Raw genomic sequence first — 20,942 nt, 5'->3', positions numbered from 1 at the left:
TGTGATCGTGACCCATTCGATGCAGCAGGCCGCCCGCGTCAGCCAGAAAACCGCGTTTTTCCACCTGGGCAGCCTTGTCGAATACGGTGACACCGGCCAGATCTTCACCAACCCCGAAGATCCCCGCACCGAATCCTATATCACCGGGAGGATCGGATGACCGACGAAGCCATGAAGGAAAAGCACATCGTCCGGTCCTTCGACACGGAATTGGAGGCCGTCCAGGCACACCTGATGCGCATGGGTGGGCTGGTCGAAACCGGGCTGTCCGATGCAATCAACGCGTTGCGCGATCGGGATATGGATCTGGCCCAACGGACGGTCAAGGCCGACCGCAGCATCGACGAGTTGGAAGAGCTGGTGAAGACCGAGGCCGCCAACATCATAGCGCGCCGTGCCCCCACCGCCGTCGATCTGCGCGTGGTTCTGGCCACCTTCACCATCGCCAATCAACTGGAACGCAGCGGCGACCACGCCAAGAACATCGCCAAGCGCGCCATCACCATCGCGGCATCGTCCAGCCTGGACGAGGTGACCGCGGCGATCGCACGCCAGGCCCAGTTGGTCCAGGCCATGCTGGCCGACGCACTGGATGCGTTTATGCAGCGTGATCTGGACGCGGCGCAAAGCATCCGTGAACGCGATGCCGAGGTGGATTCGATCTACAACAACGTGTTCCGGACCCTGCTGACGCACATGATGGAGAAACCGGCCAATATCACCGTCGGTATGCATTTGCACTTTGTCGCAAAAAATCTTGAGCGGATCGGCGACCACGCCACCGGCATCGCCGAGCAGACGATCTATTTGGTCACCGGCGAGTTACCGGATGATGATCGTCCACGTCAGGATCAGACACCAACGGAAATGACCGAGGTCCGGTGATGCCCACCCCTACGATCCTTGTCGTCGAAGACGAGCCGTCCCAGCGCGAGATCATCCGCTACAATCTTGAGGCCGAGGGGTTCACGGTCGTACAGGCCGAGAACGGCGACGAAGCCCTGCTGCAGATCAAAGAGGCCCCGCCCGACCTTATCTTGCTGGACTGGATGCTGCCCGGCGTTTCCGGGATCGAGATCTGCCGGCAGCTAAAGATGACCGCGGCCACCCGTGCGATCCCCGTGATCATGCTGTCGGCCCGGTCCGACGAGGTCGACAAGGTGCGGGGGCTGGAAACCGGTGCCGACGACTATGTCACCAAGCCTTATTCGGTGATCGAGCTGATGGCCCGGGTCAAATCCCAGTTCCGGCGGACCCGCCCCGCTGCCGTGGGCGAGCGGTTGGAATACGATGACATCGTTCTGGATGGCGAAACGCACCGTGTGACCCGCGCGGGCGAGGACATCAAGCTGGGTCCGACCGAGTTCCGGCTGCTGTCGACCTTCATGGAAAAGCCGGGCCGGGTCTGGAGCCGCGAACAATTGCTCGACCGGGTCTGGGGGCGCGATATCTACGTGGATACCCGGACCGTCGATGTGCATATCGGGCGTTTGCGAAAAGCTTTGACGGTGCGTGGGGGGGATGACCCGATCCGCACCGTGCGCGGGGCCGGTTACGCGCTCGGCTGAGCCCGGACCTCTGCCATTTCGCGCAGGTGGCACCCCAGCATCAGCAGCGCGGGCCAGAGCAGATAGGCCTCGATCTCGATGTTTTCGCCGAAGGTCAGCAGCAGAAGGGTCGTCAATAGGCCCAGCGGCAGCCGTCCCCGCGCTGAGCGGACCGCGTCGGTGATCACCACGCCGAAATGCACGGCGAAGGGGACAAGAAACGCTACGAAACCGGTGATGCCTTTAACGAACAGAAGGCCGTACCAGGTGTGGTGGCTTCCGATGGGCATGTATTCGACCAAATGCGCACCGGGCTGAACCGTTCCGTGACCAAACAGCACCGCGTCGGACTGCCAGCGTTCATAGGCGATGCGTTGCAGGGTTTCGCGCACGCGTGTGCTGTCGGCGCGCGCCGATTTGAAATTCTGCAGCGCCTGATTGCCGAGATCGATCGCGGCGGCCCCCCACGCAGCGGACGCCGTCGCCACGGCCGACACCAGAAACCATCCGACGCTGCGCGCCACCAGCGGCAAAAGGCGCGGCCCCAGCGTGCAGGCCACCAGCCCGACCAGCCCCATGCGGGATTTCGACGCAAAGATCATGAGAATACCCGCGCTCAGCCCGACGGCCATCCATCCCCGGTGCCGTTCTTCGAGTGCGAACAGGACCATGCATACCCCCAGCAGGGCGGCAAATGGCGACCAGGGCGCGAAGAACTGCCACCGGGGCGTCCAACTGGCCGGGTCGATCGTGTAGAGATAGACTGAGAAATACTCGGGCCCCGGCCCACCTACCGCCTTGAGCGGTGAGGTGAAGATCTGGCTGGGCAGGCCCAGATAAGGTGCCGCCAACAGCGGGGGCGCAAGGCACAGGGTCCACAGCCCCAGTCTGCACTGGCCCCGCACCAGAACCTCGCGCCGGATCGGCAGCACGGCCCCGGCCAGGATGAACAATGGAATAAGCGCCCAGCCCTTGGCCCAGCCGATCGAGGACTTGATGGTCTTGCTCAGCCCCAGCCCCCAATCCAGATGGCCGGCCCACAGTGCAAACAGCATCAACAGCATGCCGGCCATCCATAGCCAAGCCAGCGCCGGAACCGGCCCGGTGGCCCGCAAATCCGGACGGATCGCCGGCCCCAGATACAAGGCCAGCGCCGCCAACCCCGCCAAGCACCATCCCAGCACCGGCCCCACGACATAGAGCGCGCCGATGGCATAGAACGGCCATGTCCAGACCAGCGCGCACCAGACAAGCCGCTCGGCCGGGTTCTGCGGCTCGGCCCGGGTCATGCCTTGTTCTCGCCTGTGGTTTTCAACAGCCGCGAGATCAGCGGGTTACGGACCCATGCCAGCGTCAGCCCGATCAGAAGCATCAACGTGGCGGCAATCCCGGCCGCGATCGACAGCTTCTTGTTGGGTGAAGACGGCCGGTCCGGCAGCGACGGATTTTCCAGCACCTGGATCAGCGGGTACGAGGCATAGACATCGGTCTTTTTAGATTCCGACCGGGCGATGGCCGAGGCAAAAACGGCTTCGGCCACGGCAAAATCCCTTTGACGGTCTTCAAGTTCGGCGGCCACCGGCGCCAGCGCGGACAGGCGCGAAGTTTCGGCCGCGACCTGTGCGGCGAGGGTTTTTACATGCTTCTCCTGCCCCGCGCGCAGGGCGTTTTCGCGGACAAGCTCGCTGAGCAACTGCGCGCGCTCTCCCTCGGGGGCGCGGTCCAGACCCGAGAGCTGCTCGACCGACAGGCCGGTCACCTCGGCCGCGCGTTGGACGGCAACCTTTCGTGCGCCTTCATATTCCTCCCGCGCTGTGCGATAGACCGGATGGCGCGGCCCGTAATTGGCATCGGCCTGCGCCAGCTTGGCCGCGCCGGTCGAGACATCCTTGAGCAGCGACATGTATTGCGCGTCGGCGTACAGCTTTAGCGTCACCGCAGCGGCATCCGGAGGCAGATCCAGCGCGACCTCAAGCGCCGCGACGCGCTCGGCCTGGCGGGCCAGCGTGCTTTCCTCGGCCCGCAGCGTTTGGCGCGCACGGTCAGTGGCGGCCACCTGCTCACGGTATTGGGCGGCAGAGAGCAGCCCACTCTGCCGCTGCAACTGCTCGATCGCAGCGCGGGTTTCACGAACCGAGCGCTGATAGTCTTCGATTGCGCCGCTGTTGCTGGCTTCGCGCGTGGCGATTTCGTCCGCGCGCAAGGCGTCGATCTCGGCAAAAAACGCAGCGACAAGGGCATCGCCGTGGCGTTGCGCGTCCCCCGGGCTGGCGGCCTCCATTTCGATATGGATCAGGCTGGTCTGGTCCACCAGGCGGATGCGCGGCTTGCCGAACGCATCGCGTTCCGCGCCGACGGCGCGCGCCGCCGCATCCAGGATGCGATCCGCAGACAGCAGGCGCTTGTAGGTTTCGGTGGGGCTGATCGACCCGTTGGCAAAGGCTGAATTGGCGTAGGACGAGGCCTGCCCGATATTTGCCAGATTGACCGAGGCCGACGCGCCCGATCCCGGCAGGATCAACGAGGCGTGGGATGCGTATTTGACCGGCGCGGTTGCCAGATACCCGCTGATCGGGGCCCAGATGCAGCTGGACCCCAGAAGAAAAAGCGCAACATATCGCGGCAATCGTCCGGCATCGGTCAACCGCCCACCCTTGAGGACGCGCCGCCAACCCAGAGACCGGATGTCGCTGCGGCTTATACGCGCCCAGTCCCAGCAACGGTTGGGCGCAAGGGGCTGATGGTTGTCGGAAATCTGGTTCGGCATATCACATCCTCTCTCAAAGAAGTGATAGACCGGGACGGCATGGGCTGTCCGCTGCGCAATGGGTTAGACTGGGGCGGGTTGGGACAGGCCCACTATCCGAAAGGATGGGCGTGGGTCAGAACAGGCCCGCCTCGCGCGCGGCCATTGCGGCCTGGGTACGGTTGCTGACACCCACTTTGCGGTACAGCGTTTTCACATGCAGCTTGATCGTCGGCTCGGACAAGTCCAGATCGCGGGCGATCTCCTTGTTCGACTTGCCCTCGGTCAGACCCTTGAGGACCTGGCGCTCGCGCTCGGTCAGTTTTTTGGCCATCGGATGGGTGTCGTTCGGCTGCTCGGCGCTCATGAAACCGACGGGCAGATATTGCTCACCCATGGCCATGAAACGGATGGCGTTTACCAGCGACTTGGCCGGAAGGGTCTTGGGCACGAACCCGGCGGCCCCCAGTTCGAGCGCACGTTCGGCCAGACCGCGCGAGGCATCGCCGGTGAACAGCGCCACATGCCGCGCCCGATCCATGCCAATGCAGGTTTCCAGCCCGCTCAGCCCGTTCATGCCCGGCATATTCAGATCCAGCAGAACCAGATCAAACGGACCCTCGGATTCGATCTTGGCCTTTGCGGTCGCAAAATCCGGCGCGGTGGTGGGTTCGATCCCGCCCGTGGCCTCAATGAAGGCGACAAGCGTGTCCAGAACCAGATCGTGATCGTCGGCGATAAGAACTTTCATCAATGAACTCCATGTGCCTCCACCCAGACCTGAAAAGGTTAATAAAGCATTGATGATCGGCGGTGAAGCCTACCGAACGGACAGGCAGATACCCGATCGGATAGGAGCAACTGGCCGGATTTCCGGGCGGTGCCGCATCCGGGCCGTGCCGATCAGCCGATTTCTCCGCCAACTCTCCTGATGCTCGTCTGTACCGGTGCCGACACCGCGGACAGGTTTAGGGCAACAGTTCAATTCATGTTCGGAGAGTTCCATGCACTTCCAAGCCGCAAACGCCCTTTTCGAAGGCGCACACACCACGCCCGGCACCGCGCTGCCGATCACCGAAATCCTTGGGCAGCCGGTGGTGAATGCAGAATCCGGGCCGGTCATCAACACGCTTTTGGACGGTCACCGCCGAACCGTTTTTTTCCTGAATGCGCATTGCGCGAATGTCCGGGCAAAGAATGACCAATATCGAGCAGCCCTGACGCAAGCCGACCTCGTCCTGCCCGACGGGATCGGGGTCGAGCTTGCCGCCTCGATGCAGGGCGAACGCATGGCCGAGAACCTGAACGGAACCGACTTTGTCCCGCGCCTGGTCCGGCGCGCGGCCAAACTGGGCCAGTCGGTCTATCTGCTGGGCGGAACGCCCGGCACCGCACAGGCCGCAGCAGCGCGCCTGCAAGACATGGCGCCCGGCCTTAGGATTGCCGGTTCCCGCGACGGGTTTGGGGGCATCGAACGGGCGGACGTAGCCTTGGACGAGATCAACCAGTCCGGCGCAGATATCCTGCTGGTGGCGATGGGCGTTCCGCTGCAAGAACTGTGGATTACGCGGCACCGCGCACGGCTGAACCCAAACCTGGTGCTGGGTGTCGGCGCGTTGTTCGACTTTCTGGCGGGCAACGTCCGGCGGGCCCCCGGGATCGTGCGGCGGGCCCGGATGGAATGGGCGTGGCGGCTGGCGATGGAGCCGCGCCGCATGGCCCGCCGCTATCTGATCGGAAATTTCGAATTTCTGGGACGGTGCGTCGCCCAGGCTCTCGGCGGGCTGACGCCCAGCCGTAGTCTTGACCTGACCGTTGCGCTGGCGGCCATGACGGTTCTGGCCCTTCCAATGCTGGCCATTGCCGCGCTTGTCCGGTTGGACAGCCGCGGCCCGGCCCTGTTCCGGCAGACGCGGGTGGGCAGGAACGGGGTTCCCTTCACCGTCTACAAGTTCCGCTCGATGACCACCGACGCCGAAGCACAACGGGCCAGCCTGCTGGCGCAGTCCGACCGCGCAGGCGTGTGCTTCAAGGCCCGTCACGATCCGCGTGTGACACGGGTGGGCAAGCTTCTGCGCCGCTTCTCGCTGGATGAGCTGCCGCAGATCCTCAACGTCCTCCAGGGCGACATGTCGATCGTCGGACCGCGCCCTGCCCTGCCTGAGGAGGTCGCCAAATACCCGCCGCGCGCGCTTGAACGCCTGGCCGTCCGCCCCGGGATCACCGGCCTGTGGCAGGTGTCGGGCCGGGCCGCCATCGACTTCGACCGGATGATTGACCTGGACACGGCCTATGTGCGGTCCCGCTCGGCCCTTCTGGATCTGATGCTGATTGCCATGACCGTGCGGGCCGTCGTGTCCGGCCGCGGCGCCTACTGAGAAAACCCAAGGAGAATTGATATGACCAAGATTCGCAAAGCCGTCTTTCCCGTCGCCGGACTGGGCACAAGGTTTCTGCCCGCGACCAAGACCGTGGCCAAGGAAATGCTGCCGCTGATCGACCGCCCGCTGATCCAATATGCCGTCGACGAGGCGCGCGCGGCCGGGATTGAAGAGTTCATCTTCATTACGTCGCCCGAGAAAACCGCGCTGGAGGCCTATTTTGGGCGGAATACGGCGCTTGAACGCAAGTTGAAGGATGGTGGTAAAACCGAGTTGTTGAACAACCTGCGCTGCGCCGATCTGGAGGATGGCAAATACTGCTTTGTCCGGCAGGACGCGCCCCGTGGATTGGGCCATGCTGTGTCGCTGGCGCGCGAATGTGTGGGCAACGAGCCGTTTGTCGTGATCCTACCCGATGACGTCATCAGCGCCCGACGCCCAGCCTTGGCACAGATGGTCCAAAGCTATTGTGACCAAAACGGCCACATGGTTGCGACCCAATCCGTGCCGTCCGACAGGATCGGGTCCTACGGGGTGGTCGATATCGCTCTGCAGGCCGGGCGTGTGCAGAGCCTGCGCGGCTTGGTTGAAAAGCCCAACCCCGAGCAGGCGCCGTCAAATTTCGGCATCGTCGGGCGGTATATCCTACAGCCGTCGATCTTTGGTCGTCTGGCCGGCCAGGCACCGGGTGCGGGAAATGAAATTCAGCTGACCGACGCCATCGCTGCGGATATCAAAACCGCTGGCTGCTCGGGCTATGCCTTCGCGGGTGAACGCTTCGACTGCGGCTCGGTCGCCGGGTATCTTGAGGCCACCGCGGTCTTTGCCCTGCAGCGGTCAGAGCTGCGCCAAGAGTTTGAGCGGATCATGGCGCAGCGCATGGGCCACCTGCGCCCGGCCGCGTAACGAAGGGCACCTATCCGTTCGGATAGGTGCTTATCCCGATGCCCGTCTGTTGCCCTGCTAAGCTTTCTGATCTTGTGCAGATGGACACTAGGAGAATGACATGCGGATTTTACTTGCAGCTCTGGCAATGGTTCTGACCTTGGACCAGGCACAGGCTAAGGATCTGGCCGAACCCACCGGAGAGGTGGTTCTGACGATCACCGGCAACCTGACTCGGCCCGGAGCCGAGGACGGAGCGCGGTTCGACATGGACATGTTGAAAGCCCTGCCCGCGCGGACTTTTGCGACCTCGACGATCTGGACCGAAGGTGAGAACACCTTTGTCGGCGTGCCGTTGTCGGTCCTGCTGGAGGCTGTCGGTGCAGATGGCCGCATGATCCGCGCCACGGCGATCAACGACTATGCGGTTGAAATCCCGATAGACTCAGTTACTGAAAGCGACCCGATCGTGGCTTATGAGATGGACGGCGCCGAGATGTCGCGCCGGCAGAAGGGCCCGCTGTGGATCGTCTACCCCTATGACAGCGACCCGAAATACCAGACCGAGGTGACCTATTCGCGCAGCATTTGGCAACTCGATCGCCTCGAGGTCGTTAAATAGCTTGCAACCGGACCGAGTGCAGTAATGAGTAAAGCGCAGTGAACTATCGATGGGGCTCGGATTGAGCGGTACCGGCACGCACATTTTGCGACGCCGATGGGTCTTCGGGCTCATCGGCTTTGGCGTTTTATTAGGTCTGGTCGCGGTAGCGTGGCTGTCGGCGCAGGTGTTTACAGATTTCAACGACCGGCGGGCGGCGCTTTCGGACAATGTCCAATGGACGCTGTCGCAGGTCGAGGTTGACTATCTGTCCTACCTGAACGCTCTGGAAACTGCGTCGGCGGCCCAGGACGCGGAACATGGCACATTGGATCTGGTGCGCCGGCGGTTCGACCTGTTCTACAGCCGTGTCGATACGCTGGCACAATCCCGTGTGTTTCAACCGTTGCGCCAGGATGACCGGTTCCGCTTGCCGTTGGAGCGGGTGACCCAGCACCTGAACGCCGCAATCCCGTTGATCGACGGGCCGGATGCGGAGCTGGCCGAACAACTGGACGATCTGAAACGCGCCGCCTTTGAGATCGGTCCGCATGTCCGCACGTTGGCCGTTTCGGGCATCTCGTATTTTGCCACCGAGTCGGACCAGCAGCGCACCCAGACCGCCGCAAATCTTCTGCGATTGGCGATTCTGTCGGGAGCCTTGCTTCTGACCTTGGGTGCCGTCAGCGCCTATCTTCTGGTGGTCAACCAGCGCGCCACGCGCCGCGGCAGGGCGCTGCGGCAGGCGAATGAACGGATGAACACGATCCTCTCCACCTCGTTGGACGCGGTGATCGTGGTCGATTCCAAGGGCGACGTGATCGAGTTCAACCCAGCTGCCGAGGCAATATTCGGCTATACGGCAGATCAGGCACGGGGTCGCGCGATTGGTGACCTGATCGTGCCGCCGCATCTGCGCGCGGCTCATCGTGCCGGCATGGAACGTATGCAGGCTGGTGGAGAACGGCATGTCGTCGGTAAGGGGCGGGTCCAGTTGGAGGCGATGCGCGCGGATGGCGAGCAGTTCCAGGTCGAACTGGCGCTGCAATCGGCCCGGGCGGGTGATCAGGAAATCATCATTGGCTTTGTCCGTGACATCTCGCAGCGGGTGGCGGCGCAGCAGGAACTGATCCATGCCCGCGACCAAGCCCTGGCCGGTGAAAAGGCCAAGGCCGATTTCCTGACCGTGATGAGCCACGAAATCCGCACGCCGCTGAACGGGCTGCTGGGCAACCTCACGCTGTTGAAGAACACCCGCACCACCCGCGAACAGGCGCGGTTCGTCGAGACCATGGAAATCTCGGGCCAGATCCTCCTAAGCCACGTCGACTCCGTTCTGGACATCGCCCGGTTCGAGGCCGGGAAACTGTCGGTCGCGTTGCAGCCCACCGACCTGAACGACATCCTGCAAGAGATTGTGGACGGTCAAAGCGGCAACGCCGCATCGCGGGGGAACTCTATCTCTTGGCAATGGGTGGGCGAGGCGCGCCCCTGCGTCGCCGCCGATGCCCAAAGGTTGCGGCAGATTCTTCTGAACCTTGTCGGCAATGCCATCAAGTTCACCGAAAACGGCCGGATCTCGATCGAGGTCGAAGTGACCGAGCCTGGCCCCTCTGCGGGGGTCAACATCTTTGAATTCCGCATCATCGACACTGGCAACGGTATTGGCTCGGATGAGGTCGACGTGATCTTTGATGATTTCCACACCAGTGATCCAACCATCGGTCGAGCCACCGGGGGCAGCGGTCTGGGACTGGGCATCGCACGTCGGTTTGCTCAGGCCATGGGCGGAGAGATCGGCGTCGAAAGCACGCCCGGCGAGGGCAGCGTGTTCTGGGTTCGCCTGCCGCTGCAGGACGCGGAATTGGACGCCAACGTTGACAGCGACCAGCCAGAGGTTCAGCACGCCCAGCCGTTGGACGTGCTGGTGGTCGAGGACAACGAGATCAACCGCGAGGTGATCTGCAACATGCTGAAACTGGACGGCCACCGGGTGACGGTTGCCCAGAACGGTCAACTGGGCGTGGACGCGGCGGCAGCGCATCGATTCGACGTGATCCTGATGGATATCAGTATGCCGGTCATGGACGGCCCGACTGCGACGCGCCACATCCGCAGCGGGGGAGGGCCTTCGGCGGACATACCGATCATTGCCGTTTCGGCCAACGTGCTGCCTGATGCGGTCGACGAGTTTAGCTCCGCCGGGATGACGGCCTTTGTCGGCAAACCGATTGCCCTGGATGCCTTGCGCAAGGCCCTGAGGGCGGTCACCGAACCCGACGCTTTGATCCAGCCCGAGGACGAAGCGGATCACATCGGCGATCTGCGCGCCAGCCTTGGCGCCGACGTGTTTGATAAGCTGCTTGCCAAATACCTGTCCGAAGGGGATGCCATCGTCGCGCAACTTGCCCAGTTGGAGGCCGGTGAAGCCGATCTGCACCAGGTCGCGCAGGAGTGTCACAGGCTGGCGGGAAGCGCGGCGACCTTTGGTGCGGTTGGGTTCCGTGATGCGCTGATTGCAGTCGAGATGGCCGCAAAATCCGCAGACCGTCAGCAAGTCACTGACCTGTTGTGCGGTCTGCCCACAGTATGGGAGCGGGCAAAAGCTGCGCTGCCCGCCCCCGGTGCGGTCAAGGGCTGAGCAGAACCGCGGCCCCGACGATGCCCAGCGACCGGGCGATTTCGGTAACTCCGGTGACCTTGCTGTCGTAACAGGCAACGGCATCACCCGGCAGAACATAGGGATCGTAGTCGTCGCGGTCTCCGCGACGCAGCAGCTTTTCGATATTGCGCTCGATCACGACCGAGGATCCGGTCACGGGGTTGCGCGTGAACAGCACTGCGCTGCGGTTGGCGTTTGTCGTCTTCGACCCGCCGACGCAGTTGCTGTCGACCACGGCTTGCAGGAACCGGGTGCCATACGGCACCTCGCGCACGTCGCGCCCGATGGCGGACTGGGCGTTGCCCGCGGCCGGTTGGGTCAGGTTCGACATGTAAAGCGTCACGCCGGGCGGGCTGATCGGGCTGGGGCGCATCAGCGCGTCCTGGAAGCACCCGCGACTGTTGACCACGATCTGGTCGCCGGTCAGCAGCATGATGTCGGTCGGGTCCGATCCTTCGAACACGCCGCGCAGATCCATGCGATAGATGCGCCCCTGACGGTGCAGCTCGACCGCCGAAAGATAGGCATCCGGCCGCACCCCGCCCGCGGCCCGCAGCGCCACCGACAGGTTGCGCCCTTCGGTCGAGGCCCCCAGCGCGCCCTGGCGCCGACGGTCGAGGGAATCGCCCGGAACACCGCCGATCTCGACCGAGTGCGGCTCGAACACCGCGCCGCGCACACCCACGGTCACCGAGGCAAAATCGCTGACCCTCACGGTTACGCGGGGTTCGGCGTCATAGAACTGGGCCGCAACCAGAACGCGGGCCACCTCTTGTTCGACCTGCTCGGTGGTGCGGCCCTGGGCGCGCACGGGTGGCAGGTAGGGCAGCTTGAGGTCTCCGTCACGCGAAACGACATATGCGTCGCTCAGCAGATCATCCCCTTCGATGGTGATCTGGACCATGTCGTTGCGCGAGAGTTTCTCGCCCAACAAGGGGCTGAGCGCTGGTTGAGACCATTTCGCATAGGCACGTGCGCCCTGGTCGCCGGCCTGCGGCATGCAGGTCTGGCCGTTCATCGCGGCGGCTTGCAACAATGGCGTGTCGCCCCGCCGACGTCCGGGTTCGCGGTATTGCGCCTGATAGCTTTCGCCGCGTGATACGGCTTCGATGTTGCGGGGGGTCTGCATGCTGCTGCACCCCAGCAGGGTCGAGGCGCTGACCGCCGTAATAAGGAAAATCTTGAAACTCATGGTCATTTTCATCTCCTGATCTGTCACAGAAGATAAACCCCGCCGCGCGGCCTGCGTCAGTCCGGCATCGGGATGACGGCTTGTCCCATTCGGATAGGTCCCTCTCCGAACGGTCCTCTGCCCCGTCCGACCGCGTCCGGGACACAGACCTTGGCCACCCGTAAAACGGAACCAACAACTGTTTTACGGGATCACGGCGTCATGACGCACAGCTTTGCACATTCCGGTTTTCTGCGGCACCTGTTGGCTTATACCGCCTCCGAAGTGGCGGCCAAGGCGTCGCGGCTGGTCGTCGTGGTGGCCGTTGCCCGTACCCTGAGCCCCGAAGCGATCGGTCTGGCCGCAGCGGCTCTGGCGGCGGGCGACATCCTCAAGGCGCTGACCGAGACTGGGGTGAACCAGCGTATCATTCAGGCCCCGCCCGAGGAGCTGGCGCAGCGGTGCAACACGGCGCACCGCATCTTCTGGGTCTGGTGCGCGGGGCTGTGCCTGCTGCAACTGGCTGTCGCGGCGGCGCTGTTCGTCATGGGGCACGCAATGCTGGCGATGCTGCTGGCGGTGCTGGCCGGGGAGTACCTGTTCATGCCGGCGGGCCTGGTTCAGGCCGCATTGGCAATGCGCGAGGGCAAGCTGCAGCAGACCGCCGCGATCGCCGGCGGGCAAGTCGTGGGGGCCAATGCCCTGACGGCGCTGCTTGCGGTAGTCTGGGCCTCGCCTCTGGCATTGGTTCTGCCGCGCTTGCTGACTGCACCTGTCTGGCTGGTGCTGATGCGCCGCCTGCGTCGGTGGTCGCCTGATCGTCGGGCCGGGTTTGCAGCCTTGAAACCTTTCGCGGTCTACGGCTGGGCCGTTCTGGGCGTCGAACTGGTCAAGGTTCTGCGCCTGCAGGCAGACAAGCTGGTGGTGGGCGCAATGATGGGCGCCGAGGCACTTGGCATTTATTTCATGGCCTTCAATGCGGGCCTTGGGCTGGCCACTTCGTTCACGCAAGCCTTCTCGGTCGTTCTGTTCCCGCATCTGTGCGCGGCCGAGGACAAGCACGGGGCGCTGCGCCACGGGCTGGGCCTGTCGCTGCTGATCCTGACGCCGCTGGTTTTGCTGCAGGCGGCACTGGCCCCGGTCTATGTGCCGCTGCTGCTGGGACAGGGCTGGGCCGAAATCGCCCCGGTGGTATCGGTTCTGTGCCTTGCGGCCCTGCCGACGGTGATCTGGTCGGCGGTCGCCGGGTGGCTGCGGTCGGAAAACCGCCCCGTCACCGAATTACGGGTCAGCACGGTTCTGGCCGTGGGCCTGATCGCCAACACTACCCTGATGGCGCCGCTCGGCCTGATGCCCGTCGCCGTCGGGTACGTCTGCACCTGCAGCGCCATCATGCTGGCCGCTTCCTGGGCGCTGCTGCCGCGGGGTTCTGCTATCATTCAGGAGGCGCGCGCCCAATGACCCGGTTTTCCATCATCGTTCCCTTCCACAATGACGCGGCAACCATTGCCGCCACCCTGAATAGCCTGCTGGGGCAGAGCTTTGCGGATTTCGAACTCATCTGCGTGGGCGACAAGCCCTCGCGCCAGACGACCGAAGTTGTCCGGCAATTTTGCGCGCGCGACGCCCGGGTGCGGGTTGAGGCCAACCCCAATCGCGGCCCCAGCTCTGCGCGCAACCATGGTGCGGCAGTGGCCACCGGCGACATCCTCGCGTTCTGCGACGCGGATGACCTGTGGGTCACCGACAAGCTGGCCCAATTGGACCGGTTGTTTGCAGATACCAGCATTGATGCGGCCTTTGGCCAGATCGGGTTCTTTTCCGAAACCCCCGGCGATTGTCCGACGCGCTCAACGGTTCCCACCGATCCCCTGACCATTCCAGACCTGCTGGCGGAAAATGCGGTGTGCACGATGTCGAACCTTGCAGTGCGCCGCCAGGTGTTCGCTGCTGTCGGCGGACTGAACCCGGCTGCGGTCCACAACGAGGATCTCGAGCTGCTGATCCGCTTGGCAGGCGAAGGCCACGTGATCATCGGCGTCGATCGCCTGCAGGTCTGGTACCGGACCAGCGGCAGCGGTCTGTCTTCGGACCTCGAGGCGATGCGGGCCGGGCGCGCAAGGGCGGTTGCAACAGCGGCCCGCTATGGCGTTTCACCATCGCCTGCATCTGAGGCGATTTACATGCGGTATCTGGCCCGCCGCGCGCTGCGTCTGGGGGCAGAACCGTCGATGGCCCGCGCCTATGCCCGCGCCGGTCTGGCGCTGAGTGCGCGCAGCTTTCTCAACCCCATTCGGCGCGGTGTGCCCACTGCACTTGGCGCGGCACTGGCCCCCGCCCTGCCCCGCCCGATCCGTCAGGCGCTGTTTGCCCGCTGATCCCAACCAGGAGACCCAAAATGCCCAAGGCATCCATTATCGTTCCCGCCTACAACACCGCCGCGACCCTCGCCGAGACTCTGGCCTCGCTTCTGTCGCAGACCCATGACGATTTCGAGATCATCATCGTGGATGACGGTTCGCAAGACGAAACCCGGGCCATTGCCCGCGCCCATGCGACCGACCCAAAAGTGCGGGTGATCCGGCAGGAAAACCGTGGCTTGGCCGGGGCGCGCAATACCGGCATCGCGGCCGCGCGGGGAGAGTTCGTTGGCTTCTGCGACGCCGACGACTTGTGGCTGCCCGAAAAGCTGGCCACCCATGTGCGCCACCTGCAGGCCGAACCCGACCTTGCGATCAGCTATTCCGGCAGTGCCATGATTGACGAGGGTGGTCGGCTGATGCGCGTCCGCCAGTCGCCGCGCCTGCGGGACGTAACGGCGGCACATGTCCTGAAACGCAACCCGATCGGCAATGGATCGGCAGCGGTGATGCGCAAATCCGCCTTGCTCGATCTGGCCTACCGTCCGGCGTTCGAGTCCAAGCGCGACTGGGTCTTCGACGAAACCTTCCGCCAATCCGAAGACATCGAATGCTGGCTGCGGCTGATGCTGACGACGGATTGGCAAATCGCAGGCGTACCAGGGTTGCTGACCCGCTACCGGATCCACGCGACCGGCCTGTCGGCGGCTTTGGACCGGCAGTTGCAGGCGTGGGAGCGGATGGTCGACAAGCTGCGTCCGCTGAACCCCGAATTCTTTGCCCGGCACGAGGCGGCGGCGCGCGCCTATCAGCTGCGCTATCTTGCGCGCCGCGCAGTCAGCAATCTGGATCCGCACAAGGCTTGGGAGCTTGCGCAGCGGTCGGTTTCAACCAGCGCCCGACCCCTGATCGAAGAACCCGCCAAAACGTTGACCACCATCATCGCAGCCGCAGCCCTGCGCGCGGTCGGGCCAGCGCCTGTTGTTCAAGCCGGTCGCCTCATGCGCCGCCAGACTTCCATCTGAACCGAGGTTTTCAAATGTCCAAGATCACCGTTCTTCACCTTGTTGATGACACCACGGCCGGCGGAGTCATGCGTATGCTCGACCATCTTGCGCAGCTGCCCGAACTGGCCGGCGAAGTCCACCAAGAGGTTCGCCCGGTCAAGCGGACCGCCTTCAGCTGGGGCAGTTTCGACGCCAATGTCATCGTGTGCCACATCGCCCCCGGCTGGCGCTGCCTGCCGGCCTTCTCGGCCTTGCGGGCGATGCATCCCACCACGCGGCTGGTGCATGTCGAGCACAGCTATACCCGGTCTTTCACCGCCTTGAACGTGCCGCACAAGCGGCGGTTCTTTGCGATGCTGCGCGTGACCTATTCGTTGTTCGATCAGGTCATCGCCGTCAGCAAGGCGCAGGCCGGTTGGATGGCTGAACGGCGGTTGACCCCCGCATCCAAGCTGAGTGTGATTTCGCCCCAGGTTGACCTAAGCGCGGTTGCCCGCGCAGCCGGGCCGGTCGAGGTGGCCCGGGTCATCGGTGCGATCGGACGGCTCGAGCCGCAGAAAGGCTTCGATCTTCTGATCGAAGGGTTTCGTATGTGCCCCAACCCCGATGCGCGGCTTGTGATCTTTGGTGAGGGCAGCCAGCGCGACCGCCTTGTGGCCTTGGCCGCAGGCGACCAGCGGATTGAGTTTCGTGGCCACGCCGACGACCCAGCCGAAGCCTATCGGACCGTGGACGTGGTGGCGATGCCCTCGCGGTGGGAGGCCTATGGGCTGGTGGCGGATGAGGCGCGCGCGGCGCGGCGTCCGGTCATCGTCAGCATGGTCGACGGTCTGCGAGACCGGATCGGGGCAAGCGGTGTGATTCCGTGCGGATCCGATCCCAAGGCGTGGCGCAAATCGATCGAGGCAGTTCTGGCGGGTACGCCTCCGGTGGTTCCCGCCCTTGCGCCTAAGGCTGATAAATCCCGCTATGCACAGCGGTGGCAACAGGTGTTCGATCCGGCAAAACGGTTGTGAGGGCGGCGTGGCCACGGCTACGGCAAGGCGCGCCACAAGAACCAACGGCAATGTCCGGGCGGGCTTTGCGTGGGCGTGTTGGTCAGGCGACCAAAGGGCTCGAATCCCGAAGCCTCATAGAACCGCGCGGCGGCCGGGTTGGATGTGTCCAGCCATGCAGAATGACACCCGATCTGGCGCGCCTCGGCGAAGGCTTGGTCTATCAACTGCCGGCCCAAACCGCGGCGTCGGTGGGACGGATCGATCCATAAGGTCTTGATCAGCAGCCACCCATAGGAGGCTGCGCCATGCAGGCCGCCCACCCGTTTGGAGCCGTCCTGCGCAATCAGCGTGACGCTGTCATTGACCCCTTGCGGCGCGGTTGTCCGCAATTCCGCAAGAAGGGCTTGCTCTACCCAGTCCTCCTGCCCGGGGGCGGAAACAATGGACGGGCCCACCATCGGTCAGGCCCATGCCCGTTGGGTGGGGACCGGTGGCGCGCCGCTCATGCCGGGGTGGTTTCCGCGTTCAGGATCTCGATCACCATCGCGGCCGTCCAGGTAAAGCTGCTGCCGCCGCAGGGTTCGGCGGTGACCGGGTCGTAATACTCGGCAAAGCCGCTTTGCTCGATCAGGCGCAGGCTGTCGTCGACGATCCGCTGCACGATCCGGGTCTGGCCCGCGCGTTTGAGCCCATCGGCGATCATGTAGTTCACGATCAGCCAGACCGGGCCTCGCCAGTACCTCAGACCGTCGAACTCCGGGGCCGCCGGGTCGTGGCTGGGCACCAGAAACGGGACTGTGGCACCGATGGCGTCCAACCGCTGGGCGATGGCCTGCGCGCGGTGCTCGGGGACGGGGCAGAACGCCGCCAACAAGCCGCCGATCGAAGGGCTGTCAATCAGCTCCCCGGTGACACGGTCAAAGCACAGATATTGCCCGCGGGTCTCACTCCACAGGGCGTCCATCGCCGCGATGCCCGCTTGCGCATAGGCGCGCGAAGCGTTTGCGATCTCGGCCTCGCCCAGGTCGTCGGCCAGCGCCGCCAAGTCCAGGCACGAGCGGATCAGGATCGCGTTGAATCCCGGATCAACAACCCGGAACGGCGAGGCGTCATGCAGCTTGGAATTATCCCAGCCAAGGTCGCGGAAATGTTGTACCAGCCAGATATAGCGGCGGTATTCTTCATCAGTCGGCCTGTGCGCCGGGTTGGCGTGGGCCACATCACGACGCTGGAACGGGGCCACGCCCTCGGTCGGGACCCGGGCCAGCGCCGCGTCCCAATCGACCGAATTGTCGCGCCCCGATTCCCACGGGTGGATGATGGCGACCAGTCCGGTGCCCTGCGGGTCGCGGTTCGTGTAGAACCATTGGTGCCAGGCATGAATCTTGGGCAGTAGGGCGCGGGCCTGCGCATCGGCCAGCGCCCGGTTCTTCGCCCGCGCATGGATCCGCCGCACGGCGAACCCAGCCACCGCCGGTTGCGTGATGCCCGAGGTGGGAACCGCGTGGCCCGTGGCCCAGACGTCCGGCCCCGGGAAATAGCCGTCATTCATCTCGTGAAAGATGATGTGCGGCACCATGCCGTCATCCCACTGATGCCGGAACAAGGTCTCGATCTCGCGCCAGGCGCGGGCTTCGTCGAAATGCGAGAACCCAAGGGCGCTGAGCGCGCTGTCCCAGTTCCACTGGAACGGATAGAGGCCGTGGGTGGGCACCGTGTAGTCGCCCCGGTCATTACGGGCCAGAACGGCGCGGGCCTGTTCGATCAGATCCTGTTTCATTTCGCGCTCCTCAGGCTACGGCCAGGGTTGTTTCGGGGTCGAACCAGCGCACCCGGTCTGGCTGCGGGGCCAGGGTCAGGGTGTCGCCGCGGCGGACTTTCAGATCGCTGTCCAGAACCGCGCGGAACAAGGCGCCATCCACGCTGCAGGTGACCAGAAGGTGCGCGCCCAACGGTTCGACCACCTTGACCGTGGCGGCCAGGCCCGTGTCGGCCGGGCGCAGATCCTCGGGGCGGATGGCGAAATGCAGCGGCGTGGTCCGGGACGGCCCGTCGAGGATCTGGCCCGCGACTGTCCATTTACCGTCTCCGGTCGGAGTGGCGGGCAAGAAGTTCATCGGCGGATTGCCGATGAACCCGGCCACGAACTCGGCCGCCGGGTTGCGGTAGACTTCGATCGGCGAGGCCGCCTGAACGATCTTGCCCTGATGCATCACGCTGATCCGGTCGGCCATGCTCATGGCTTCGACCTGGTCGTGGGTGACATAGATGGCGGTGGTGTTGCTTTCGGCCAGAACGCCTTTGAGCTCGGCCCGCATCTCCATCCGCAGCAGCGCGTCCAGGTTCGACAGGGGCTCGTCCATCAGGATCACGTCGGGCTCCATCGCCAGGGCGCGGGCCACGGCGACGCGCTGGCGCTGACCGCCGGACAGCTCGCCCGAATAGCGCCCCAGCAGCTGGTCGATATGCATCAGGCCCGCAGTGCGCTCGACCCGGCGCTTGACCTCGTCATTGGGCAGTTTCTGCATCCGCAAGCCGAACCCGATGTTTTCGAACACGGTCAGGTGCGGGAATACGGCATAGTTCTGGAACACCATGGCGATGCCCCGATCCTTGGGCGGCTGGTGATCCACCCGGCGCCCGCCGATCCAAACCTCGCCCTCGGTCGCGGTTTCCAGCCCGGCGATGATCCGTAGCAAAGTGGTCTTGCCGCAGCCCGAGGCCCCCAGCAGAACCATGAATTCCTGGTCTTTGATGGTCAGGTTGATGTCGTGCAGCGCCTGATAGCTGCCAAAGCGTTTCGCGACATTTTTTATTTGAATTTCTGCCATTATTCCAACTCCTTGGGGCTGTCAGCGGTTGGCGATGCCCCACATGGCGAACAGGTATTTGCGCACGGCGAAGATGAAGATCAGTGCCGGCACGACCAAGATGAAACCACCCGCGAATTTCAGATGCAGCGGGGAGGTGTCGAGGTTCTGAAGCAGAAAGGCCGTCAGGGTCCGGTTCTCGATCGTCAGGACGGCGGCGGCAAACACCTCGTTCCAAGAGATCACGAAGGCGAAGATGGCCGAGGCCGTGATCCCCGGCAGGATCAGCGGCAGCACCACCTTGGTGAAGGCGGTCAGCCGGGTGCAACCCAGCGTCCAAGCGGCCTCTTCCAGTTCCAGCGGGATGCCGGAAAACAGCGAAAAGGTGATCAGCACCGCAAATGGGAGCGCCAGCGTGGTGTGCACAAGGGACAGGCCGAATACCGTGTCATCCAGCCCCGTCTGGATGAACATCACCGCCAAGGGCAGCGCCAGCAGCGGCAGCGGAAAGGCACGGGTCAGCAGGATCAGCAGGCGGAACGCCTCTTTCCCGCGAAAGTCGAACCGCGACAGGGCATAGCCTGCCGGCGCGCCGATCAGGATCGACATGATCATCGTCAGCCCGGCCACCAGGATCGAGTTTTTGAGCGCGGTCAGGATGCCCGCGAAACCCGCAAAGAACCCCAGGCTGCCCAAGTCGAATTCGGGGATGAAGGGCTTGGGGAAACTGTTCACCGTTTCCGGCGAGGACAGCGTGTTGATCAGCAGGAAATATAGCGGCACCAGCACCCAGGCGCACAGCAGCACCACCGCGGCGATGTAGACATAGCGTCCGGCCCGGCGCGTATCGGGCGCGGAGACATCGGTCGTGACGGTCGTCATATCGTGGCTCCTTTCGGGACACGCAGGGCGCGCAGGATGATCAGGGTGAACCCGATCGAGATGGCGAGGATGATCAGCGCCATCGCCGCCGCCGCGCCGCTGTCAAGCAGGTCGAACTGATAGGCGTAGGTTTCGCTCATGAGGACGGGGAACAGGGTGCCGCCCAGGGCCAGCACCACGGCGAACACCTCGAAGGCCAGGATCACGCGCAGCACCAGTGCCGTCTGCAACGACGGGCGCAGCAGCGGCAGGGTGATGCGGGTGAAGCGTTTCCAGGGTGAGGCGCCAAAGACCTCGGCCGCCTCGTAATATTCCTTGGGGATCAGACCGATCCCGGCCACCAGGATCACCAGCATGATCGCGGTGGCGCGCCAGATCTCGGCCAGGGCGATGGCCAGGAACACCACGCCGGGGTGCTGATAGCTGAGGAAATTCACCGGCCGGTCCACCACGCCCAGCCCAGCAAGCATGGAGTTCAAAAAACCCGACTGTTCGAAGATTGCCAGCCAGATGATGCCCGCTGCCAGATCCGAGATACCCAGCGGGATGGTCCACACATACAGCACCAGATCGCGCCCGCGCTGCATCTTGTTGACCATGGTGGCCATCAGCAACGCCAGCGCCAGTTGCACTGGAACCACCGCCGCCGCCAGCAGCAGCGTGTTCTGCAACGAGATCGGGAATTTCCAGTACCCGACCACCTGCCGGAAATTGTCCAGCGTGAATCCGTCCCCGGTGTTGAAGGCCTGTTTGGCGACCAGAACGAAAGGATACAGGAAGAACAGACACAGAAACGCCGTCACGGGCAGGATCAGCACATAGGGCAACACACGAGCGTTCATCTGATCGCTCCTTTCCTTGCGGAAGTTCCGGTGGTTTCGGGCAGAGAGTT

Annotated in this window: 19 protein-coding genes and 1 pseudogene; 11 read left to right on the top strand and 9 right to left on the bottom strand. The window is 64.0% G+C overall.

Features of this window, described 5'->3' with window-relative positions:
- From AC2FMD_RS09015 to phoB, 3 genes and pseudogenes are all read left to right on the top strand, one after another.
- Positions 1–160, top strand: a pseudogene (locus tag AC2FMD_RS09015) (phosphate ABC transporter ATP-binding protein); the annotation flags it as partial.
- Entirely contained in the window at positions 157–885 is a 729-nt protein-coding gene (gene phoU, locus AC2FMD_RS09010) for a phosphate signaling complex protein PhoU (protein WP_496742522.1), read from the top strand. The pseudogene AC2FMD_RS09015 and the gene phoU, both read left to right, overlap by 4 nt.
- Positions 885–1,568 (top strand): phosphate regulon transcriptional regulator PhoB, encoded by a 684-nt coding sequence (gene phoB / locus AC2FMD_RS09005; protein ID WP_496684579.1) that lies wholly within the window; start codon positions 885–887, stop codon positions 1,566–1,568. The genes phoU and phoB overlap by 1 nt, the downstream gene beginning before the upstream one ends.
- On the opposite strand, the gene AC2FMD_RS09000 is transcribed toward phoB, so the two are convergent.
- The 3 genes from AC2FMD_RS09000 to AC2FMD_RS08990 form a co-directional block, all read right to left on the bottom strand.
- Positions 1,553–2,836, bottom strand: coding sequence for an O-antigen ligase domain-containing protein (locus AC2FMD_RS09000; RefSeq protein WP_496711994.1), 1,284 nt, complete (start codon positions 2,834–2,836; stop codon positions 1,553–1,555). The two genes, phoB and AC2FMD_RS09000, sit on opposite strands and share 16 nt — an antisense overlap.
- A complete protein-coding gene (locus AC2FMD_RS08995; protein ID WP_496742523.1) occupies positions 2,833–4,314 on the bottom strand; it encodes a GumC family protein in 1,482 nt (493 codons plus the stop codon). The genes AC2FMD_RS09000 and AC2FMD_RS08995 overlap by 4 nt, the downstream gene beginning before the upstream one ends.
- Before the next feature lie 115 nt (positions 4,315–4,429).
- Positions 4,430–5,044 (bottom strand): response regulator transcription factor, encoded by a 615-nt coding sequence (locus tag AC2FMD_RS08990; protein ID WP_496742524.1) that lies wholly within the window; start codon positions 5,042–5,044, stop codon positions 4,430–4,432.
- Positions 5,045–5,297: 253 nt separating this feature from the next.
- On the opposite strand from AC2FMD_RS08990, the gene AC2FMD_RS08985 reads away from it, so the two are divergent.
- The 4 genes from AC2FMD_RS08985 to AC2FMD_RS08970 all read left to right on the top strand — a co-directional run bounded on the left by AC2FMD_RS08985 (position 5,298) and on the right by AC2FMD_RS08970 (position 10,801).
- Complete coding sequence (locus tag AC2FMD_RS08985) at positions 5,298–6,671, top strand: WecB/TagA/CpsF family glycosyltransferase (RefSeq protein WP_496794945.1); 1,374 nt, start codon at positions 5,298–5,300, stop codon at positions 6,669–6,671.
- A gap of 21 nt (positions 6,672–6,692) precedes the next feature.
- On the top strand, positions 6,693–7,580 hold the full coding sequence (locus tag AC2FMD_RS08980; protein WP_496794944.1) for a UTP--glucose-1-phosphate uridylyltransferase: 888 nt from the start codon (positions 6,693–6,695) through the stop codon (positions 7,578–7,580).
- Between the two features lie 100 nt (positions 7,581–7,680).
- On the top strand, positions 7,681–8,181 hold the full coding sequence (locus AC2FMD_RS08975) for a putative pterin-binding protein (RefSeq protein ID WP_496794943.1): 501 nt from the start codon (positions 7,681–7,683) through the stop codon (positions 8,179–8,181).
- A 166-nt stretch (positions 8,182–8,347) separates the two neighbouring features.
- Entirely contained in the window at positions 8,348–10,801 is a 2,454-nt protein-coding gene (locus AC2FMD_RS08970) for a hybrid sensor histidine kinase/response regulator (protein ID WP_496794942.1), read from the top strand.
- Here the strand turns inward: AC2FMD_RS08970 and AC2FMD_RS08965 are convergent.
- The gene (locus AC2FMD_RS08965; RefSeq protein WP_496794941.1) at positions 10,791–12,020 is read right to left on the bottom strand and encodes a polysaccharide biosynthesis/export family protein; all 1,230 of its coding nucleotides are present in this window, start codon (positions 12,018–12,020) and stop codon (positions 10,791–10,793) included. The two genes, AC2FMD_RS08970 and AC2FMD_RS08965, sit on opposite strands and share 11 nt — an antisense overlap.
- Before the next feature lie 195 nt (positions 12,021–12,215).
- On the opposite strand from AC2FMD_RS08965, the gene AC2FMD_RS08960 reads away from it, so the two are divergent.
- The 4 genes from AC2FMD_RS08960 to AC2FMD_RS08945 are packed head-to-tail and all read left to right on the top strand — an operon-like array spanning position 12,216 to position 16,376.
- On the top strand, positions 12,216–13,454 hold the full coding sequence (locus AC2FMD_RS08960; protein ID WP_496742529.1) for an oligosaccharide flippase family protein: 1,239 nt from the start codon (positions 12,216–12,218) through the stop codon (positions 13,452–13,454).
- Complete coding sequence (locus AC2FMD_RS08955) at positions 13,451–14,371, top strand: glycosyltransferase family 2 protein (RefSeq protein WP_496794940.1); 921 nt, start codon at positions 13,451–13,453, stop codon at positions 14,369–14,371. The genes AC2FMD_RS08960 and AC2FMD_RS08955 overlap by 4 nt, the downstream gene beginning before the upstream one ends.
- A gap of 20 nt (positions 14,372–14,391) precedes the next feature.
- Positions 14,392–15,378, top strand: a complete 987-nt coding sequence (locus AC2FMD_RS08950; RefSeq protein WP_496794939.1) for a glycosyltransferase family 2 protein — start codon at positions 14,392–14,394, stop codon at positions 15,376–15,378.
- Between the two features lie 14 nt (positions 15,379–15,392).
- Positions 15,393–16,376, top strand: a complete 984-nt coding sequence (locus AC2FMD_RS08945) for a glycosyltransferase family 4 protein (RefSeq protein ID WP_496742532.1) — start codon at positions 15,393–15,395, stop codon at positions 16,374–16,376.
- A gap of 17 nt (positions 16,377–16,393) precedes the next feature.
- On the opposite strand, the gene AC2FMD_RS08940 is transcribed toward AC2FMD_RS08945, so the two are convergent.
- From AC2FMD_RS08940 to AC2FMD_RS08920, 5 genes are all read right to left on the bottom strand, one after another.
- Positions 16,394–16,747: a GNAT family N-acetyltransferase gene (locus tag AC2FMD_RS08940; protein WP_496685547.1), complete on the bottom strand. Its 354-nt coding sequence runs from the start codon at positions 16,745–16,747 to the stop codon at positions 16,394–16,396.
- A 113-nt stretch (positions 16,748–16,860) separates the two neighbouring features.
- On the bottom strand, positions 16,861–18,138 hold the full coding sequence (locus AC2FMD_RS08935) for an amylo-alpha-1,6-glucosidase (RefSeq protein WP_496794938.1): 1,278 nt from the start codon (positions 18,136–18,138) through the stop codon (positions 16,861–16,863).
- 10 nt (positions 18,139–18,148) lie between these two features.
- A complete protein-coding gene (locus AC2FMD_RS08930; RefSeq protein WP_496794937.1) occupies positions 18,149–19,189 on the bottom strand; it encodes an ABC transporter ATP-binding protein in 1,041 nt (346 codons plus the stop codon).
- Positions 19,190–19,210: 21 nt separating this feature from the next.
- A complete protein-coding gene (locus AC2FMD_RS08925; RefSeq protein WP_496683710.1) occupies positions 19,211–20,050 on the bottom strand; it encodes a carbohydrate ABC transporter permease in 840 nt (279 codons plus the stop codon).
- Positions 20,047–20,892, bottom strand: coding sequence for a carbohydrate ABC transporter permease (locus AC2FMD_RS08920; RefSeq protein WP_496711985.1), 846 nt, complete (start codon positions 20,890–20,892; stop codon positions 20,047–20,049). Before AC2FMD_RS08920 ends, AC2FMD_RS08925 begins: the two co-directional genes overlap by 4 nt.
- Between the last annotated feature and the right edge of the window lie 50 nt (positions 20,893–20,942).

This window comes from Ruegeria sp. BHSC276 (assembly GCF_059612945.1).
The sequence above is the reverse complement of the archived record's forward strand: the minus strand, read 5'-3'. Positions and strand labels throughout refer to the sequence as shown.

What these genes read in the sequence shown, in the direction of transcription:
- AC2FMD_RS08985 (WP_496794945.1), top strand. Translation starts at nt 5,298, where the DNA reads ATGCACTTCCAAGCCGCAAACGCCCTTTTCGAAGGCGCACACACCACG.
- AC2FMD_RS08965 (WP_496794941.1), bottom strand. Translation starts at nt 12,020, where the DNA reads ATGACCATGAGTTTCAAGATTTTCCTTATTACGGCGGTCAGCGCCTCG.
- phoB (WP_496684579.1), top strand. Translation starts at nt 885, where the DNA reads ATGCCCACCCCTACGATCCTTGTCGTCGAAGACGAGCCGTCCCAGCGC.
- AC2FMD_RS08935 (WP_496794938.1), bottom strand. Translation starts at nt 18,138, where the DNA reads ATGAAACAGGATCTGATCGAACAGGCCCGCGCCGTTCTGGCCCGTAAT.
- AC2FMD_RS08980 (WP_496794944.1), top strand. Translation starts at nt 6,693, where the DNA reads ATGACCAAGATTCGCAAAGCCGTCTTTCCCGTCGCCGGACTGGGCACA.
- AC2FMD_RS09000 (WP_496711994.1), bottom strand. Translation starts at nt 2,836, where the DNA reads ATGACCCGGGCCGAGCCGCAGAACCCGGCCGAGCGGCTTGTCTGGTGC.
- AC2FMD_RS08960 (WP_496742529.1), top strand. Translation starts at nt 12,216, where the DNA reads ATGACGCACAGCTTTGCACATTCCGGTTTTCTGCGGCACCTGTTGGCT.
- AC2FMD_RS08955 (WP_496794940.1), top strand. Translation starts at nt 13,451, where the DNA reads ATGACCCGGTTTTCCATCATCGTTCCCTTCCACAATGACGCGGCAACC.
- phoU (WP_496742522.1), top strand. Translation starts at nt 157, where the DNA reads ATGACCGACGAAGCCATGAAGGAAAAGCACATCGTCCGGTCCTTCGAC.
- AC2FMD_RS08930 (WP_496794937.1), bottom strand. Translation starts at nt 19,189, where the DNA reads ATGGCAGAAATTCAAATAAAAAATGTCGCGAAACGCTTTGGCAGCTAT.
- AC2FMD_RS08995 (WP_496742523.1), bottom strand. Translation starts at nt 4,314, where the DNA reads ATGCCGAACCAGATTTCCGACAACCATCAGCCCCTTGCGCCCAACCGT.
- AC2FMD_RS08920 (WP_496711985.1), bottom strand. Translation starts at nt 20,892, where the DNA reads ATGAACGCTCGTGTGTTGCCCTATGTGCTGATCCTGCCCGTGACGGCG.
- AC2FMD_RS08990 (WP_496742524.1), bottom strand. Translation starts at nt 5,044, where the DNA reads ATGAAAGTTCTTATCGCCGACGATCACGATCTGGTTCTGGACACGCTT.
- AC2FMD_RS08975 (WP_496794943.1), top strand. Translation starts at nt 7,681, where the DNA reads ATGCGGATTTTACTTGCAGCTCTGGCAATGGTTCTGACCTTGGACCAG.
- AC2FMD_RS08925 (WP_496683710.1), bottom strand. Translation starts at nt 20,050, where the DNA reads ATGACGACCGTCACGACCGATGTCTCCGCGCCCGATACGCGCCGGGCC.
- AC2FMD_RS08950 (WP_496794939.1), top strand. Translation starts at nt 14,392, where the DNA reads ATGCCCAAGGCATCCATTATCGTTCCCGCCTACAACACCGCCGCGACC.
- AC2FMD_RS08945 (WP_496742532.1), top strand. Translation starts at nt 15,393, where the DNA reads ATGTCCAAGATCACCGTTCTTCACCTTGTTGATGACACCACGGCCGGC.